This is a genomic window from Streptomyces sp. NPDC030991 (assembly GCF_055571235.1).
Window position 1 is genome coordinate 194,970 of the sequence record NZ_JBVIFR010000002.1, and the last position, 13,903, is coordinate 208,872.

General features: G+C 73.5%; 14 protein-coding genes and 1 pseudogene. 9 read left to right on the forward strand and 6 right to left on the reverse strand.

What is annotated here, in order from left to right; all coding sequences use genetic code 11:
• Nucleotides 1-95 precede the first annotated feature (95 nt).
• The gene (locus ACZ45E_RS04465) at nt 96-3,860 is read right to left on the reverse strand and encodes a S8 family peptidase (protein ID WP_468216411.1); all 3,765 of its coding nucleotides are present in this window, start codon (nt 3,858-3,860) and stop codon (nt 96-98) included.
• Between the two features lie 203 nt (nt 3,861-4,063).
• On the opposite strand from ACZ45E_RS04465, the gene ACZ45E_RS04470 reads away from it, so the two are divergent.
• The 5 genes and pseudogenes from ACZ45E_RS04470 (at nt 4,064) to ACZ45E_RS04490 (ending at nt 6,643) form a co-directional block, all read left to right on the forward strand.
• Complete coding sequence (locus tag ACZ45E_RS04470; protein WP_468216413.1) at nt 4,064-5,044, forward strand: helix-turn-helix transcriptional regulator; 981 nt, start codon at nt 4,064-4,066, stop codon at nt 5,042-5,044.
• Between the two features lie 64 nt (nt 5,045-5,108).
• Nucleotides 5,109-5,591, forward strand: a complete 483-nt coding sequence (locus ACZ45E_RS04475) for a DUF456 domain-containing protein (protein ID WP_468216415.1) — start codon at nt 5,109-5,111, stop codon at nt 5,589-5,591.
• A gap of 49 nt (nt 5,592-5,640) precedes the next feature.
• Nucleotides 5,641-5,750: pseudogene (locus tag ACZ45E_RS04480) on the forward strand (DedA family protein); the annotation flags it as partial.
• Nucleotides 5,751-5,806: 56 nt separating this feature from the next.
• Nucleotides 5,807-5,965: a hypothetical protein gene (locus tag ACZ45E_RS04485; RefSeq protein WP_468216418.1), complete on the forward strand. Its 159-nt coding sequence runs from the start codon at nt 5,807-5,809 to the stop codon at nt 5,963-5,965.
• Between the two features lie 3 nt (nt 5,966-5,968).
• A complete protein-coding gene (locus ACZ45E_RS04490) occupies nt 5,969-6,643 on the forward strand; it encodes a 4'-phosphopantetheinyl transferase family protein (RefSeq protein WP_468216420.1) in 675 nt (224 codons plus the stop codon).
• Between the two features lie 3 nt (nt 6,644-6,646).
• On the opposite strand, the gene ACZ45E_RS04495 is transcribed toward ACZ45E_RS04490, so the two are convergent.
• The 3 genes from ACZ45E_RS04495 to rsgA all read right to left on the reverse strand — a co-directional run bounded on the left by ACZ45E_RS04495 (nt 6,647) and on the right by rsgA (nt 9,764).
• The gene (locus tag ACZ45E_RS04495) at nt 6,647-7,150 is read right to left on the reverse strand and encodes a methylated-DNA--[protein]-cysteine S-methyltransferase (protein WP_468216423.1); all 504 of its coding nucleotides are present in this window, start codon (nt 7,148-7,150) and stop codon (nt 6,647-6,649) included.
• Nucleotides 7,151-7,155: 5 nt separating this feature from the next.
• Entirely contained in the window at nt 7,156-8,544 is a 1,389-nt protein-coding gene (locus ACZ45E_RS04500; RefSeq protein WP_468217123.1) for a bifunctional transcriptional activator/DNA repair enzyme AdaA, read from the reverse strand.
• An 86-nt stretch (nt 8,545-8,630) separates the two neighbouring features.
• Complete coding sequence (gene rsgA, locus ACZ45E_RS04505) at nt 8,631-9,764, reverse strand: ribosome small subunit-dependent GTPase A (protein ID WP_468216425.1); 1,134 nt, start codon at nt 9,762-9,764, stop codon at nt 8,631-8,633.
• A 357-nt stretch (nt 9,765-10,121) separates the two neighbouring features.
• Here rsgA and ACZ45E_RS04510 point away from each other — a divergent pair, with 357 nt between their 5' ends.
• Nucleotides 10,122-10,991: a metalloregulator ArsR/SmtB family transcription factor gene (locus ACZ45E_RS04510; protein ID WP_468216428.1), complete on the forward strand. Its 870-nt coding sequence runs from the start codon at nt 10,122-10,124 to the stop codon at nt 10,989-10,991.
• Nucleotides 10,988-11,680: a dihydrofolate reductase family protein gene (locus tag ACZ45E_RS04515; protein WP_468216430.1), complete on the forward strand. Its 693-nt coding sequence runs from the start codon at nt 10,988-10,990 to the stop codon at nt 11,678-11,680. The genes ACZ45E_RS04510 and ACZ45E_RS04515 overlap by 4 nt, the downstream gene beginning before the upstream one ends.
• On the opposite strand, the gene ACZ45E_RS04520 is transcribed toward ACZ45E_RS04515, so the two are convergent.
• Nucleotides 11,646-12,338, reverse strand: a complete 693-nt coding sequence (locus ACZ45E_RS04520) for a TetR/AcrR family transcriptional regulator (protein ID WP_468216432.1) — start codon at nt 12,336-12,338, stop codon at nt 11,646-11,648. The genes ACZ45E_RS04515 and ACZ45E_RS04520 overlap by 35 nt on opposite strands.
• Before the next feature lie 57 nt (nt 12,339-12,395).
• Between ACZ45E_RS04520 and ACZ45E_RS04525 the strand changes: the two genes are divergently transcribed.
• Together ACZ45E_RS04525 and ACZ45E_RS04530 are read left to right on the forward strand one after the other, a co-directional pair.
• Nucleotides 12,396-12,917, forward strand: coding sequence for an ester cyclase (locus tag ACZ45E_RS04525; protein ID WP_468216434.1), 522 nt, complete (start codon nt 12,396-12,398; stop codon nt 12,915-12,917).
• 3 nt (nt 12,918-12,920) lie between these two features.
• Nucleotides 12,921-13,415 carry a DUF3237 domain-containing protein gene (locus ACZ45E_RS04530; protein ID WP_468216436.1) on the forward strand — a complete coding sequence of 165 codons (495 nt, stop codon included), beginning with the start codon at nt 12,921-12,923 and terminating at the stop codon, nt 13,413-13,415.
• A 21-nt stretch (nt 13,416-13,436) separates the two neighbouring features.
• Here ACZ45E_RS04530 and ACZ45E_RS04535 read toward each other — a convergent pair whose 3' ends face one another.
• Nucleotides 13,437-13,886 (reverse strand): Lrp/AsnC family transcriptional regulator, encoded by a 450-nt coding sequence (locus ACZ45E_RS04535; protein ID WP_468216439.1) that lies wholly within the window; start codon nt 13,884-13,886, stop codon nt 13,437-13,439.
• Nucleotides 13,887-13,903: the final 17 nt, after the last annotated feature.

The window sequence follows — 13,903 nt, forward strand, 5'->3', positions numbered from 1 at the left end:
GGCATCGGGAAAATCAGCCGTGCAAAAGGTCCGCCGGGCGGCCCCACCCCCCACGGGAAGGACGCCCGGCGGACCGGATCAGGTGATCACTCGAACTACCGCACGTCGTACGCCCGCGTGATCGTCTGGGTGACCGAGCTGCCCTTGGCGTCGGTCAGCCGGACCTTGAGCGTGACCTGCTTGCCACCGGCCCCGGCGTGGTCCACGGTGGCGCTCCACGCGCCGCCGTGCCGTGCGGTCTTCGCCTCGGTCCAGGTCTCGCCGCCGTCGTACGAGTACGAGAGCGCGGCCTCGGTCAGGGCGCCGGGGGTGTAGCCGGCGTGGCCCGTCGCTGTCAGGGCGATCTTCTGCCCTGCGGCCGCGGCGAGCGTCTTGAGCCCGTCCTCCGGCAGCGTGAGGCGGGGGAAGAGGAGCGGGATGCCCTGCGAGTAGGCGGACTCGTCGAGATGTGACCGGAACGACCACGTCGTCAGGGTCTCCGGCGAGCGGTTCCAGACCTTGGAGCCGATCTTCGCGGTGTGCAGCGTGAGGGCGTACGCCGCGTCGTCCGCGGGGACCTCGAAGGCCCCGTACGGCCAGCCCGTCTCGCCGATGCTCTCGCCGTTCCGCTTGAGTTCGAGACCGCCGATGTCACCGAAGCCGCCCTGGATGCCCAGGTGTTGGCCGTCGCCCCAGAAGCCGGGGGCGACGCCGATGAGGTTGCCCTGGCGTTCGGCCGCGAGGGCCTGGGCGCCGGAGTCGTCGAGCGGGGCCGTCGGGGCGAGGGCGCCGCCGTACCACTCCTCGGTGCGGTGCTCGCCCTTCTTGTACGTGCGCACGGGGTCGATCATGAACTCGCCCCACGGGAAGCCGCTGGACACCTGGTGGCCCCAGCCGGTGCCGCCCGCCGAGTAGTACTCGGTGCGCCGCGACGGCGCCGCGACGGTCTCGAAGTCCCCGAAGGAGGCGGTGAGTCCGGAGGGCCGGGTGGCGGCGGGCAGGTCGACGTAGTCGGCGGCGGTGCCCATGGCGCGGTAGGTCGCCTTGTTCACGGCGAGGTCGTCGTCGTGGACCCGGTAGGTGCGGTCCGAGCCGATCGCGCCGGTCTCGGGGAAGGCCAGGTTGTACACGTACGGGCTGTTGGCGGTGGCCTTCCAGCGCAGTGTGGTGGGACCGGCCGCGATCCGCCCGGCGAGCGCCGTGCCCTCCGCCGTCTCCAGGCCGATCATCGGCAGCGGGCCGCCGACGAGCCCGGCGCTCGGGTACCAACGCCCGGGCTCGGGACGGTAGATGACGACGCCCTTGGCGCCGGCCTTGACCGCTGCGGTGCCGATGGCGCCGGCGCTGCCGTCCTCCGGGAGCTTGACGAGGGCGAGCTTGTCCTTGACGCCGGCGGCGGCGAGTTCCTCGGCGCTGCCTGACTTCGCGTCGACGATCCGCGCGCTGCCGGTGCCGTCGAGGTTGGCGGAGCCGGTGGAGCCGGTCAGCGGGTGCAGCGCGGGGCCGCCCGCGACGGCGAACTCGCTGAACTGCGGGGCGGCGGCCCGCCAGAAGCTGTCGAACTCGAAGGTGCCGTCGCTCGACCGGCCGTCCACGGCCGCGTAGTAGGAGCGGATCGAGCGGCCGCCCGCCGCGGTGCCCGCGTGCAGCCAGGTGCCGTCCCAGCTGCGGGCGAACCCGAGGGTGACACCGCGCACTTCGGTCGTCTTGTCGGTCCTGATACTCAGCTTGTGGGCCTTGCGGGCGTCGAGCACGACCGTGGTGTCCTTGCGCAGGTCGAGCTGCGGACGGGCCATGTAGGTCAGGGAGTTGACGAGGGTTCCGGCCGTCTCCGGGGTGCCGATGAAGCCGGAGAGGAAGTAGGCGCCGGGGCGCAGCCGGTACGTCTGGTCGGGGGCGCCCTCGTTGGGGCGGCGCTCGCCGGTCGCGGTGTCGGTGCCGATGACGTCGAGGGAGGAGGCCCCGTCGGCGGGGTGCCCCTGACGGTCGATCAGCTTCACGCGCAGGGTGACGGTCTCGGGTTCGACGTAGAGCGAGAACGGGGTGGAGACGTGCACCCCGCCCGGTCCGGTGGCGAGGACGCGGCCGGTGACGTCACCGTACTGGGCCGCCTTGAGGGAGGCCGCGGGGTCGAGCTTCAGCGGGACCTCGGCGGTGGAGCCCGCCGGGACGGTGACCGTCCGCGCTGCGAACTTGGCCACGGAGGAGCGGACCGCGGAGCCGTCGTTGCCGGTGACCCCGTCCACGGCCAGGGTCAGCCGGACCGCCTTGCCGGTGGTGTTGGTGTACGGGACGGCGACGGTGGTGCGGTCGCTGGTGTCCTGCGGCCAGTTGAAGGTGCCGCCCTGGACGGCTCCGGCGCCGAGCACCGGCTCGTCGATCGCGGCCTTCACGTCGAGCCGCCCGCCGCCGGTCTCGCGGACGTCGCCGGGGATGCCGGCGTCGGCGGAGGAGACGAGGGCGCTCTTGATCTGCTCGGCGTTCCAGTCGGGGTGGCGCTGCTTCACGATCGCGGCGGCGCCTGCGACGTGCGGTGTCGCCATCGACGTACCGCTCATGGACTGGTACGCGTAGACGCCCCGGCCGCCCGCGGCGGCGGCCGAGATGGCGACGCCGGGGGCGGCGATCTCGGGCTTGAGGGTGTGGGTGCGCTGTACGGGGCTGCGGCTGGAGAAGCTCGCGGTGGAGTCGTCGCGGTCGACGGCGCCGACGGTGAGCACCTCGGGGACGCAACCGGGCGAGGAGACCGTGTTGAGGGACGGCCCCGAGTTGCCCGCGGCGATCACGAAGAGGGTGTCCTTCGCCGAGCGGGCCAGCTCCTGCGTGGCCTGCGACATCGGGTCGGAGCAGTCGAGCTCGTCGGGGTTGCCGAGGCTCATGGAGATGACGTCGGCGCCTTCGTCGACGGCCCACTGCATACCGGCGATGATCCACGAAGTGGCGCCGGAGCCACCGTCGTTGAGGACCTTGCCGTTGAGCAGGGTGGTGCCGGGGGCGACGCCCTTCTTCTTGCCGCCGCTGGCCGCGCCGGTGCCGCCGACGGTCGACGTGGTGTGGGTGCCGTGGCCCTGGTGGTCGTCGGCGTCGGCGGAGTCGGTGAAGTTCTTCGACTCGGCGACCCGGCCCTCGAGGTCGGGGTGCTCGGTGTCGACGCCGGTGTCCAGGACGGCGACCTTGGTGCCCTTGCCGTCGTAGCCGGCCGCCCAGGCCTGGTCGGCGTGGACCTGCTTGGTCGACTTGTCGAGCAGCGACTGCGCCTTGGCGTCGAGCCAGACCTTCTTCAGGTCACCGGCCGCGCGGGAGCGGCGTGTGGTGATGTCGGCCCAGAAGTCGGCGGCCTTCTTCTTGTCGGCCTTCAGGGCGACGCCGTCGATCGGGTCGAGGACGAGGCCGCGGTCGGCGCCGCGCGGGGTGGCGGGCACGGCGCGCGCGACGTCGACGGAGGCGTCGTAGGTGGCGATGAGCGGCAGCGTCGCGCTGTGCGCGTCGTCGTAGCCCTGCCGGACGAGGCCGGTGACGTTGAACAGCTGCTCGTCGACGCGGCCCGCGGCGATCGCCTGGAGGGCGCCGTCCGGGTAGACGTAGAGGTCCTTGCCGTTCTGCCGGGTCTGCAGCACGGCACCAGCACGGCCGCCGCCCGCCGAGGGCAGGGCGGTGGCCGTGCTGGTGCCCTTGGCGTCGGTGGTGACGAGGACGCGGTCGCCGGTCACCAGGGTGACGGTGGCGGTGGCGCCTCCGGCCGCGGCGGCGGCGACGCTGCCTGCCAGTGGGCGGCCGTCGTCCGGGGCACTCCCCTGTCGTGCCCCGGCCGGAGCGGCCGCGGTGACGGCCAGGACGGCGGCTATCGCCGTGCCCAGGGCCGTGCGCGCTGTCGGGCGCATCGCTCTCCCCCAAGTGAAAGCGCAGGTGAATACGGCCCATACGCCATATTCCCGGCGGGTGTCGGTGCTGCGGTGGCGCCACATTGGCAGAGTGACGGCCGGTACAGGGAAGATGGGCGCGGCGGGTTTGTGCCGTGGCCGGTTCCCGCCACGGGGGGTGACGGAGCGGACCGGGTGGAACTGGGCGGGAGGGGCATCGCCGCATGCTGGGTGCGATAGGTCTGGACGAGGTGCACGAGTCGGCGTACCGCGCCCTGGTGGCGGTGGGCGCGGCGGATGTGTCCGATCTGGCCCGGTGGCTGACGCTCGCCGAGTACGAGGCCGAGGTCACCCTGCGCCTGCTGGAGCGGCACGGCCTCGCAGCCCAGTCGTCGGCGCGGCCCGGCCGCTGGGTGGCCGCCCCGCCGGGCGTCGCCCTCGGCGCGCTGCTTACCCAGCGCAGACACGAGCTGGAGAAGGCGGAGCTGGCGGCTGCGCTGCTCGCCGAGGAGTACCGGGCGCAGGCCGCCGAGCCCGCGGTGCACGATCTGGTCGAGGTGGTGACGGGGGCCGCCGCGGTCTCGCAGCGCTTTCTCCAGATCCAGCTGGGCGCGACCTCGCAGGTCTGCGCCCTGGTCACCGGCAACCCGGTCGCCGTGACCGGCATGGAGAACGAGGCGGAGCCGCAGGCCGTCAGCCGCGGCGTCGACTACCGCGTGGTCATCGAGCGGGAGGTCCTCTCGCTGCCGACCGGGCTGACCGAGCTGTCCGCGGCGATCGGCCGCGACGAGCAGGTCCGCGTCATGGACCGGGTGCCGACGAAGCTGGTGATCGCCGACGGCACGCTCGCCCTGGTGCCGCTGACCTCGCGCGCCTCGCAGCCGGCGGCCCTGGTCGTGCACGCCAGCGGCCTGCTGGAGTCGCTGTCCGGGCTCTTCGAGGCGGTGTGGCGCCAGGCGCTGCCGCTGCGGCTCGGGGAGAGCGGGCGGGTGGAGGAGGCGGGCGGCGCCGGGCCCGACGGCACCGATCTGGAGATCCTCTCCCTGCTGCTGGCGGGGCTGACCGACGTGAGCGTGGCCAAGCAGCTGGATCTGGGGCTGCGGACCGTGCAGCGGCGGGTGAAGCGGCTGATGGAGCTGGCCGGGGTGACGACCCGGCTCCAGCTGGGCTGGCACGCGTACGAGCGGGGCTGGGTGGCCCGCTGACGTCCGGTGCCGGCCCGCCGGATCTGCGCGCGCGCAGATCCGGCGGATGGGGGACCCTTGGCCCATGGGCGCGTGGGAACTCCTGCTGGTCGGGGCCGTGCTGGCGCTCGGCCTGTGCGGGGTACTGGTGCCGGGCGTGCCCGGGTCGTGGCTCGTGTGGGCGGCGGTCGCCGTCTGGGCGCTGCGCGCCCCCAGCGGCCTGGCCTGGGGCGTTCTCGTCGGTGCCACCGCCGTCCTGCTCGCCGCCCAGGTGCTGCGCTGGCAGTTGCCGCCGCGCCGGCTGCGGCGGGCCGGGGCGACGCGCGGGCTCGCGGTCTGGGCGGGCGTCGGCGCGCTCGTGGGGTTCTGCGTGGTCCCGGTGATCGGTGCGATCCCCGGCTTCGTGGCCGGCATCTACGGGGCGGAACGGCTGCGGCTCGGCAGCCACGGGGACGCCGCGGCGTCGACCCGGACGGCCATGCGGGCGGGCGGCTCCAGCGTCCTGGCCGAACTGTTCGCGTGCCTGCTGATCGTGGGGGCGTGGGCCGGGGCCGAGATCTGGGGCTGACCGCCCCCGTTTACGCACCTCCGTTCCCGCACCTCCGTTTGTGGGCCGCCCGCTGGTGCGGACCGCAGACCTGGAACGTACGGAAGCCCGGTTCCAGCGGCACGGCACGAAGGCGGTCCTGCTCGGCCGGATGGTCCCCTCTTCCGCAGCCTGATCTCGGGCCGCGACGGCGCCCAAGATCCGGCCGCCCGGCGGGACCGGTAGGCTCGGCCGGCGTGGGGGTGACCAGCGCCTGGGGCGTCTATCCGTCGGCGCTCGACGGGCTCAGCGCGGTCGAGACGCACCTCGACACGGTCTCCGACGAGCTGGATCTGCCGCGCACCGCCGCACACCACCGGAGGATCCTCGCGGTCCTGCGCCATCTGGAAGCGTGACTCATGGACGACATCAGGGAGTTGGAGGGTTTCGGGGCGGTCCGGCTGTGGCTGGTGCGGACCGACGCCGCGACCGGGGACGGGGAAGGTGTCCTCGACGCCGACGAGCTGCGGCGCGCCGCAGCCTTCGCCTTCGAGCGGCACCGGCGGCGGTACGTCACCGCGCACCTGGCACTGCGCTCCATCCTGGGCGAGAGGCTGGGCCGCCCGCCCGAGGCTCTGCGTTTTGTACGCCAACCCTGCCCGGGATGCGGCCGGCCTCATGGCCGCCCCGCGCTCGCGGACGCGCCGGACGCGCACTTCTCCCTCTCCCACAGCGGCGATCTGGCGCTGGTGGCCCTCGCCCCCGTACCGGTCGGCGCGGACGTGGAGGAGGTGACGGAGCCGACGGTCGCCGATGATCTGACACCGGTACTGCACCCCCGGGAACGCGACGAACTGGGCGCGATCCAGGACCCGTTGGAGCGCCTCCTCGCCGTGTCCCGCGCCTGGGTCCGCAAGGAGGCCTACCTGAAGGGGATCGGCACGGGCCTGTCCCGCGCCACCGACCTCGACTACGTGGGCACACTGCCCGGCTCTCCCGGCGCGCCCGGCGGCTGGTCGCTGCGGGACGTCCCGGTGCCCGAGGGGTATACGGCGGCCGTCGCGGTGAGCCCGGAACCACAGAAGGTGCCGTGACGGTCAGTGCGGGAGGGAACCCTCCAGGGTGAGCAGCCGCACCTTGCGTTCCAGGCCGCCGGCGTACCCCGTGAGGGATCCGCCGGCGCCGATCACCCGGTGGCAGGGCCGCACGACGAGCAGCGGATTGGCGCCGATCGCACCGCCGACGGCTCGGACGGCGGCGCGCGGGGCGCCGATACGGGCGGCCACGGCGCCGTAGGTGGTGGTGGCGCCGTAGGGCACGTCGTCGAGCGCGTCCCACACGCGCCGCCGGAACTCCGTCCCCGTCGCCCTCAATTCCAGTTCGAACTCCTTGAGTTCACCGGCGAAGTAAGCGGCGAGCTGCTCCGTGACATCGCCGAAACGGGCCGGGTCGCGCAGCCAGCCGTCCTGGACCGTGCGCCCGCCTTTCTGCCCGGGCACGGACAGGGAGGTGAGAGCGCCGGTGGAGTCGGCGGTCAGCAGCAGTTCGCCGAGCGGACTCGGGGCCGTGGCGTAGTACGTGGACTCGCCGGGTGTGCTCATGTCTGTCACAACTGTCCTTCTGCGATGAGGTGTTGGCGGGCGTACGAGCGCCAGGGCCGCCAGGCGTCCCCGGTGACGCCGTCACCGGGGACGGCCATGTCCGGGTCGCCCAGGGCACGCAGCCGGATCAGCGCCGCGGTGCGCGCGTCCATGCCGGGCAGCGACCGCAACGTCTCCTCTGCGTCGTCACGGTCGGCGCCCGGGTCGAGCGCGAGCGTGCCGTCGGTGAGGGCGCGGGCGAGGGCGCCGAGCGTGCCCGGCTCGTCGGCGAGGGCGTCGGGCGCGGGAAAGACCCGGTGGAGACCGCCGCAGGGGGCGTCGAGCCGCTTGCCGTACCGCTCGACGAGCCGCGCGGACTCCACGGGCCCGGCGAGGATCCGCACCGCCAGTTCCTCGGGGTCCGCGGCGCCGGGCGAGCGCAGGCCGGGCCGGGCGGCGACGAGCGGGGCGAGCCGCGGGTCGGCGCCGAGCCGCTCGTCGATCGCGTACGGGTCGCAATCCAGGTCGAACAGGCGCCGCAGCCTGCCCACGGCCGTGGTCAGGTCCCGCAGGTCGGTCAGGTGGATCCGGGCGTCCAGCCAGCCGCCGCGGTGTTCGGCCCGCGCGCCGGGCTGCTCGTGCCCGGCCTCGTCGACGGAGACGATGCCCGTCCCGTACGGCAACCGCAGGGTGCGCCGGAACATGCGCGAGCCGCGCTCGCCGGTCAACTCCTCGATCCCGGCGAGGAGTTCCCGTTCCAGCAGATCGAAGACGGGCCCCGACCGGTAGGCGCCGCGGTGGGCGAGGCGCAGCGGGATCCCCGCGGTGGAGGCGACGGCCCGCCGCTCCTCGGCGCGGCCGGGCGCGTCGGTGCGCAGCTGTGTGGGCGTACGGGCGTACACCTCGCGCATCGTGTCGTTGAACTGCCGCACGCTCGCGAAGCCGGCCGCGAACGCGATCTCCGTGACCGGCAGAGGCGTCGTCTGGAGCAGCACCCGTGCGGCGTGGGCGCGCTGGGCGCGGGCCAGCGCGACGGGTCCGGCGCCCACCTCGGCGGTGAGCTGGCGCTGCACCTGTCGCGCGCTGTACCCGAGCCGCACGGCCAGCCCGCCGACGCCCTCCCGGTCGACGACGCCGTCCCCGATGAGCCGCATCGCGCGGCCGACGACGTCGGCGCGCGCGTTCCACGCGGCGGACCCGGGCACGGCGTCCGGCCGGCACCGCCGGCAGGCCCGGAACCCGGAGCTCTGCGCGGCGGCGGCCGAGGCGTAGAACCGCACGTTCTGCCGCTTCGGCGTGACCGCGGGGCAGCTCGGGCGGCAGTAGATGCCGGTGGTCTCGACGGCGAAGAAGAACTCTCCGTCGAACCGGGCGTCCCGGCTGCGCACGGCTTGGTAGCGGGTGTCCTCGTCGATCAGCACGCTCCCAGTGTGACGCGGGGCGGCCCGCCCGGCTGGCGGGAATCGGACATGGCACTGCCCCGGGCGCCGCCCCCCTCGCCCTACATCGGGCGCCCCCGCTTGGCCTCCAGCGCCGCACGGCCTTGTGCCCCGCGCTGCTTCCAGACCTTGCGCATCTCGCCCCGCAGCCTCGCGTCCGTGCGGGCGGCGAGCCGCTGGTTCTCCCGCAACAGCTTGCGGTAGCTCTCCAGGCGGCGCTGGTGGAGCGTCCCGTCGGCGAGCGCGGCCAGCACCGCGCAGCCGGGCTCCGCAGTGTGCGCGCAGTCCTGGAAGCGGCAGTCCCGCGCCAGTTCCTGGATCTCCGCGAAGACCTGGCCGACACCGGACTCGGCGTCGTAGAGGCCGACTCCGCGCAGGCCCGGCGTGTCGATGAGGACCCCGCCGCCGGGCAGCACGAACAGGTTGCGGGTGGTCGTCGTGTGCCGGCCCTTGCCGTCGATGTCGCGGACGGCCTGGACCTCCATCAGGTCGGCGCCGAGCAGCGCGTTGGCCAGCGTGGACTTCCCGGCACCGGACTGGCCGAGCAGCACGGACGTGCCGCCGGCCACGACGGCCCGCAGGACATCGGTGCCGTCGCCGTCATGGGCGCTGACGGGCAGCACCTGGACGCCGGGCGCGCTGACCCCGACGTCGGAGACCAGATAGGACAGCGTGACGGGGTCGGGCACGAGGTCCGCCTTGGTGAGCACGACCAGTGGCTGGGCCCCGGACTCCCAGGCGAGCGCCAGGAACCGTTCGATCCGCCCGAGGTCGAGTTCGGCGGCCAGGGACACGGCGATGATCGCGTGGTCCACGTTGGCGGCGAGGATCTGCCCCTCGGACCGCTTGGACGAGGTGGAGCGCACGAAGGCGGTGCGGCGCGGCAGATACGCCTGGACGTACCGCGGATCGCGGCCGACGGGGTCGACGGCTCCCCAGTCACCGGTGCAGATGACCTTCAGGGGGTCGCGCGGTACGACGTACTCGGTGTCGGCGTGCACGACCCCGTCGGGCGTGACGAGATCACACCGCCCGCGGTCGACCCGCAGTACCCGGCCGGGCACGAGACCGCGTTCGGCGTACGGGGCGAACTCGGCGGCCCACCGGTCGTCCCACCCGTAGGCGGCGAGAACGGGATGACCGGAGCCGGAAGAGCCGGACGAGCTAGAGAAACCGAAAGATGTGGAACGAGACAAGGGGTGACCCTTCGAGGGGCGGCCCCGGCGACAGGAGGAGCGCGGAACGGCTCAGCCGGTGGCCACGGAGGTGGACGTGACGAACTTCCGGATGCGGGCAGCGCCCGTCGCAACGACAGTCATCGGGTCAACACCTCCTCACGCACAACGGTGGGCCGGTCGGCCCGGACGGCGGACCGCCCGGGAACGACACGACCGTAGCCGTGGCCGCGACCGCGCGCCACCCCTTTTTTCTCCGGTGCTCTCGGCCGCCGTTTCCGTGCCCGCTCGCGTTCTCGTTCTCGTCCGCCGCTCCCGCTCTACGCCCCCACGCCATATTCCTTGACAGGAATATTCCTCGTGGCGAATACTGAGGCCATGGACGACGCTCTTCTCCCCGCACTGGCCGACCCGGCCCGGTGGCGGCTCGTGCGCCTTTTGGCCGAGCGGCCCCGCCCGGTCGGCGTCCTCGCCGAGCTCGCCGGGGCGCGGCAGCCGCAGACGACCAAGCACCTGCAGACCCTGGAGCGGGCCGGCGTGGTCACCTCCCAGCGCACCGGCCAGCGCCGCATCTACGCCCTCCGGCCCGACCCCCTGCGGGACCTGGCCGCCGCGCTCAGCCGGCTGGCCGACACCGCGGACCGGGCCGACGGGCAGCGCGCGGCCTTCGACCGGTACGGGCTCGGACTGCGCGCGGAGCGGCTCGCCGCGCAGGAGGCGGGGTGGGCGGACGGCCGTTCGTTCAGGTTCCGGCGACCGCTGGCGGCCCGCCCCGAGCTGGCGTGGCGCCACCTCACCGAGGCCGCCCTGCTCGCCCGCTGGTGGACCCCCGACGACCTGCGCGTCTCCGAGCTGGTCTTCGAGGCACACCCGGGCGGCCGGATCGTCCAGGAGTACCGCGACGCCGAGGACAGCGGCGGCGCCGACGTGGTCGCCGGGCGCGCGGAGGGCGTCGTCGACGATGTCCGCCCCGGCGAACACCTCACCTACCGGCTCTCGCCGCAGCTCCCCGACGGCGGCCCCGCCTTCACCGCCCACGTCGACCTGGAGCTGCGGCCCAGCGAGGGCGGCACCGAGCTCGACGTCCGCTATCGGGTCACCGACAGCACGATCGACTCCGCCGACTTCATCGCGGGCATCGAGATCGGCTTCGGCCAGAGCCTCGACAAGCTCGCCGCCACTTTCACCCCCGGCCCCCACTCCCCGCACGACCCCCGCAAGGACACTGACTCAAGGAGTACGACATGACGCAGCAGAGCGGCGGCCGCCGGGTCGTCACCAACATCGCCGTCTCCCTCGACGGCCGCTACGCCAAGCCGGACCACCCGCAGGACATGAGCTGGGTGATGCCCTACGCCGTCACCGACGTCGCCCGCGACCACCTCACCAGCCTCTGGGAGCCGGCGACGACGGCCCTGCTCGGCCGGGTCAACGCCGAGGGTTTCCTCGGCTTCTGGCCCTCCGTCATCGGCGCGGACGGCGCCGACCCGCGCGACGAGGGGTTCGCGAAGTGGCTCGTCGACGCCGACAAGGTGGTTCTCTCCACCACCCTCAGGGAGGCGCCGTGGGAGCGGACGACGCTGGCCGACGGGCCGACCGCCGACGTGGTCAGGGAGCTCAAGGCGACCGAGGGCGGTGACATCCTCGTTCTCTCCAGCGCGAGCGTCATCAAGGCGCTGCTCGCGGCCGACCAGGTCGACCGGCTGGCGTTCACGGTCTTCCCCGTCTTCCTCGGCGGCGGACCGCGTCTCTTCGACGACGGCCTCCCCGCGGGGCAGTGGACACTCGTCAGCCAGAGCGCGGGCGAGCACGGCACGACGGCCCTCGTCTACGACCGCGTCCGCCGACCCGGCTCCGGCCCCGACTCGGGTCCGGCCCCGATCGAGGCCAGAAGCCCCTGGATCACCCGCCGGGCGCGGCCCCGCCCCCGGCCCTGATCCCGGTCGAGGCCCCGGCCCCGATCGAGACCAGGACCCCCTCGGTCACCCGCCGGACCCGGTCCACCACCGTGTCGTCGCCGCAGCGCAGCGCCGTGTTCGCGGCGAGGAGCACCGCGTCAAGCTGGAAGGCCGCCAGTTCGGCGGCAGGGGCGGCGGCCGGGGTGGTGTCCGCGTGGGCGACGTGCAGCAGTTCGCCGATGAGGAGGCCGCGCCAGCCGCGCTGGCCCGCGAACAGGGCGTCGTGGACCCGGCCGGGGCGGCCGTCGAAGGCAGCCTGGTTCGCCGCCCAGAAACAACCGCCCGGGAAGAGAGGCTCGGAGGCGTACACGATCCACGCCTCGGTCAGGGCCCGCAGGCGCGCCGCCCCGCGCGGAGCGCCAAGCGCGGGACGGACGACGGCCTCGTCGAAGACGCCGCGTGCGCATTCCGCCGTGGCGACCTGCAGGTTCTCCTTCGACCCGAAGAGCGTCTGCACGCCGCTCTTGCTGATGCCGAGATCGGTGGCGAGCACGCCGAAGCTGAGCCCGTCCAGGCCGTCCAGCGAGGCGACGTCGACGGCTCGGCGCAGAATCGTCCGCCGTGATCGCGCCCCGCGCAGCAGCCGCCGGTCCGCCGTCCCCTGCTCTCCCTGCTGCACCTGCCCCGCTTCGCTCATGGCCTCATCCTGCCAGACCTCTTGCCGAAAACGTACGTACGGCCGTACGTTTTGTTTATGAGCCTTCTGGATCCTGTGGAGCGCCCGGGCCCCCTGGACGCCGTCCGCATGCTGAAGCTGGCGCACGGGCTGGCGGTGGCGAAGAGCCGCCAGGACGTGCCCGCGGCCATGAAGTTCCTCCACCACGAAATGACCCTGGAAGCCCCAGCCTTCGGCACCACCGCGCGCGGCCGGGACGCGAACGAGGCAGCGCTGGCCTCGTTCTTCACCTCTTTCCCCGACTACGAGATCGCTCTGGAGGGCCATGCCGTCGGCGGTGGCGCGCTGGTGTGCTGGGGGACGGTGCGGATGACCATGACCGGCGACCGGTTCGGGGTGACGCCGAACGGGGCGCGGGCCCGGCTGCCGGCGTTCATCCGGTTCGGCTTCCGGGACGGCCTGATCCTCAGCGAGCGGTTCTGCTTCGACCTGGCGGAGCTGTGTGCCCAGTCCGGAGTCTCCACGGACGCGGTCAGGGCAACGCTGTTCGGCGCGTCCGGCCAGAAGGACGAGTCCGGCGACGAGAAGGGGAGGCGGTGAGCCATGGCGCTCGACCCGCGCGTGAAGGATGTACCCGAGCCGCGCACGGTCCGGCTCTTCGACATGGTGGACGACCTGGCTCCACGGCTCGACATGGGAGCGGGACCACAGGGGCGCCGCGTGTTCTTCGGCGCCACGGGCGGGACGTTCGAAGGGCCCCGGCTGCGCGGGGAGGTGCTGCCCTCGGGTGGTGACTGGGCCCTGTTCCGCGCCGACGGCTCGATGTCGGTGGACGTGCGGCTGACGCTGCGCACCCACGACGGCGACCTGCTGTACATGTCGTACCACGGCCGGCTGGTCACCCCGCCGGAGGCCCGGGCCGAGGTGGCCGACCCCGCCCGGCGCCACCTCGTCGACCCGGCGCGCTACTACTTCCGCACCAACCCGCTCTTCGAGACGGGCTCGTCCCGCTACGCGTGGCTGAACGACGTGGTGTGCGTCGCCACGGGGTATCTGGTGGAGGGCGGCGTCGCGTACCGGGTCTCCCAACTCCTGTGAGGGGACCGGCACTTCGGCACCTCACACCGGCAGACCGCGCGGCTCCTTCACGCGCTTCATGATGATCTGCGAGTTCACCTCGGTCACACCGTCGAGCGTGGTGAGGCGCTCGATCCACAGGCGTTCGTACGCGGCCAGGTCGGCGACCGCGATGCGCAGCAGACAGCCGGGGCTGCCGAAGAGGCGGTAGGCCTCGATGACGTCCGGGATGTCCTGGAGAGCGCGCTCGAACGCCTCGACGGCCGCACGGTCGCGGCGCACCTCGATGGAGACGAGGACCTCGAAGCCCCGGCCGACGGCCGCCGGGTCCACGACCGCGCGGTACCCCTGGATCACGCCGTCCTTCTCCAGCTGGCGGACGCGGCGCATGCAGGGCGACGGGCTCAGGCCGACCCGCTGGGCCAGCTCCTGGTTGCTGAGACGGCCGTCGCTCTGAAGCTCGCGCAAGATATTCAAGTCGATCTGGTCCATGACGCAATTGTGCGCTC

What these genes read in the sequence shown, in the direction of transcription:
- ACZ45E_RS04465 (WP_468216411.1), bottom strand. Translation starts at nt 3,860, where the DNA reads ATGCGCCCGACAGCGCGCACGGCCCTGGGCACGGCGATAGCCGCCGTC.
- ACZ45E_RS04470 (WP_468216413.1), top strand. Translation starts at nt 4,064, where the DNA reads ATGCTGGGTGCGATAGGTCTGGACGAGGTGCACGAGTCGGCGTACCGC.
- ACZ45E_RS04475 (WP_468216415.1), top strand. Translation starts at nt 5,109, where the DNA reads ATGGGCGCGTGGGAACTCCTGCTGGTCGGGGCCGTGCTGGCGCTCGGC.
- ACZ45E_RS04490 (WP_468216420.1), top strand. Translation starts at nt 5,969, where the DNA reads ATGGACGACATCAGGGAGTTGGAGGGTTTCGGGGCGGTCCGGCTGTGG.
- ACZ45E_RS04495 (WP_468216423.1), bottom strand. Translation starts at nt 7,150, where the DNA reads ATGAGCACACCCGGCGAGTCCACGTACTACGCCACGGCCCCGAGTCCG.
- ACZ45E_RS04510 (WP_468216428.1), top strand. Translation starts at nt 10,122, where the DNA reads ATGGACGACGCTCTTCTCCCCGCACTGGCCGACCCGGCCCGGTGGCGG.
- ACZ45E_RS04515 (WP_468216430.1), top strand. Translation starts at nt 10,988, where the DNA reads ATGACGCAGCAGAGCGGCGGCCGCCGGGTCGTCACCAACATCGCCGTC.
- ACZ45E_RS04520 (WP_468216432.1), bottom strand. Translation starts at nt 12,338, where the DNA reads ATGAGCGAAGCGGGGCAGGTGCAGCAGGGAGAGCAGGGGACGGCGGAC.
- ACZ45E_RS04525 (WP_468216434.1), top strand. Translation starts at nt 12,396, where the DNA reads ATGAGCCTTCTGGATCCTGTGGAGCGCCCGGGCCCCCTGGACGCCGTC.
- ACZ45E_RS04530 (WP_468216436.1), top strand. Translation starts at nt 12,921, where the DNA reads ATGGCGCTCGACCCGCGCGTGAAGGATGTACCCGAGCCGCGCACGGTC.
- ACZ45E_RS04535 (WP_468216439.1), bottom strand. Translation starts at nt 13,886, where the DNA reads ATGGACCAGATCGACTTGAATATCTTGCGCGAGCTTCAGAGCGACGGC.